General features: G+C 60.3%; 2 protein-coding genes. Both read left to right on the top strand.

The window, feature by feature from the left end:
- Positions 1 to 43 precede the first annotated feature (43 nt).
- A complete protein-coding gene (tnpA, locus tag LQ956_RS14820) occupies positions 44 to 457 on the top strand; it encodes an IS200/IS605 family transposase (RefSeq protein WP_238630331.1) in 414 nt (137 codons plus the stop codon).
- Between the two features lie 3 nt (positions 458 to 460).
- Positions 461 to 1,603, top strand: coding sequence for an RNA-guided endonuclease InsQ/TnpB family protein (locus LQ956_RS14815; RefSeq protein ID WP_238630330.1), 1,143 nt, complete (start codon positions 461 to 463; stop codon positions 1,601 to 1,603).
- Positions 1,604 to 1,633: the final 30 nt, after the last annotated feature.

Below are 1,633 nucleotides of genomic sequence, written 5' to 3'. Positions count from 1 at the left end.
TTGCGGGTGCGCGAAGCGCACCATGTGGCGTAAACTTTGACCCATGGTCGATGTTGTCACGAAACGTAATTGTGTCTATCAAACGGCGTACCATGTGATCTGGTGCCCGAAGTATCGGCGCGACGTACTGATTGGAGCGGTGGCGGAGGAAACAGGGGCGATGCTGGATGCGATTTGCGCGGAACGGAGTTGGCCGGTGATTTCCAAGGAGATTCAGCCGGATCACATCCACCTGTTCGTCAGCATCCCGCCTGCCATTGCCGTGGCCGATGCCGTCAAGGTACTCAAGGGCGTCACGGCTCGCCGTCTGTTCCAGCAGTTCCCGGCGCTGAAGAAACGGCTGTGGGGCGGACACCTGTGGTCGCCGTCGTACTACGTCGGCACGGCGGGAAACGTCAGTGCCGAAACCATCCGTCGCTACATCGAGCGTTCCGAGCATGTCACCAAGAGGCGATAAGCGATGATGCGCACGGCGTCGATCCGGCTGGAGGTGAGCGCGGAGCAGGCCAGAGCGCTTGCTGCGTTGCGAACAGCCTACGCGGATGCGTGCAACCGTCTGGTTCCCATCGTGCGTGAGTATCGTCTGTGGAACCGGGTTGGGCTGCACCAGCGAACGTACAGCAACCTGCGGGAGGCCACGCCGCTGGGCAGCCAGATGTGCTGCAACGTCATCTTCTCGGTGTGCAAGGCCTACAAGGCGCAAAAGGAACTCGGGCGCATCAGGAAAGATGAGCCGATCCCGGAAATCCGCTTCGACCGCCCCAGCGTGCACTTCGACAAACGCACCTACACCCTCAAGAACGATGCTGTCACGCTCTACACGCTTGATGGCCGTATCAAGGTCGCAATGCGTCCCGGCGAACATCAGCGCCGCATCCTTAAATCCGGCCAGCCGAAGGAGGCGGAGCTGGTATTGCGCAAAGGGCAGTGGTTTTTCAACCTTGTCGTCGAGTCTTGCGACGCGGAACCTGTGGCATCCGGCCCTGTGATGGGTGTGGATGTCGGAGAAAACAACCTCGCCGCCCATAGCTTGGGCAAGGTCTTCGGCGGCGAGCCACTGCGCGATAAGCGCGACCGTTACCTTGCCCTGCGCCGCCGCCTCCAGTCCAACGGCAGTCAGAGCGCCAAACAAAAGCTCCGGCAGGTCTCCGGCAAGGAGGCGCGGCGTGTGAAGCACATCAATCACGAAACGAGCAAGGCCATCGTCCAGACAGCCATCCAGGCTGGTGTCGCCAAGATCACGATGGAAGACCTGACGCACATTCGCTCCCGCATCAAGGCGGGCAAGCGCATGCGTGGCCGCCTGCACCGCTGGGCATGGCGGCAGCTTCAGAGCTTCGTCGAATACAAGGCGAAAGCGGCGGGTATTGCGGTCGAATACGTGAACCCGGCCTATACCAGCCAGACCTGCTCCGACTGCGGAAGCATCGGCAAGCGCAGCAAACATCGTTTCGTGTGCGAACACTGTGGTCTCCGGGCGCACAGCGACTTGAATGCGAGTCGAAATCTTGCCCGGATCGGCAGCGGTGCCCCGCTGTCGAGGGCGGCTGTAAATACGCCTGATGTTGGAAATGGGATCAACCATGCTCTCGTTTCACAATAAAGCCTTCGACTTCAGTCGAGGGTTATTTAC

Source organism: Ectothiorhodospira lacustris (assembly GCF_022227845.1).
Classification (GTDB): domain Bacteria; phylum Pseudomonadota; class Gammaproteobacteria; order Ectothiorhodospirales; family Ectothiorhodospiraceae; genus Ectothiorhodospira; species Ectothiorhodospira lacustris.
The sequence above is the reverse complement of the archived record's forward strand: the minus strand, read 5'-3'. Positions and strand labels throughout refer to the sequence as shown.

What these genes read in the sequence shown, in the direction of transcription:
- LQ956_RS14815 (WP_238630330.1), top strand. Translation starts at nt 461, where the DNA reads ATGATGCGCACGGCGTCGATCCGGCTGGAGGTGAGCGCGGAGCAGGCC.
- tnpA (WP_238630331.1), top strand. Translation starts at nt 44, where the DNA reads ATGGTCGATGTTGTCACGAAACGTAATTGTGTCTATCAAACGGCGTAC.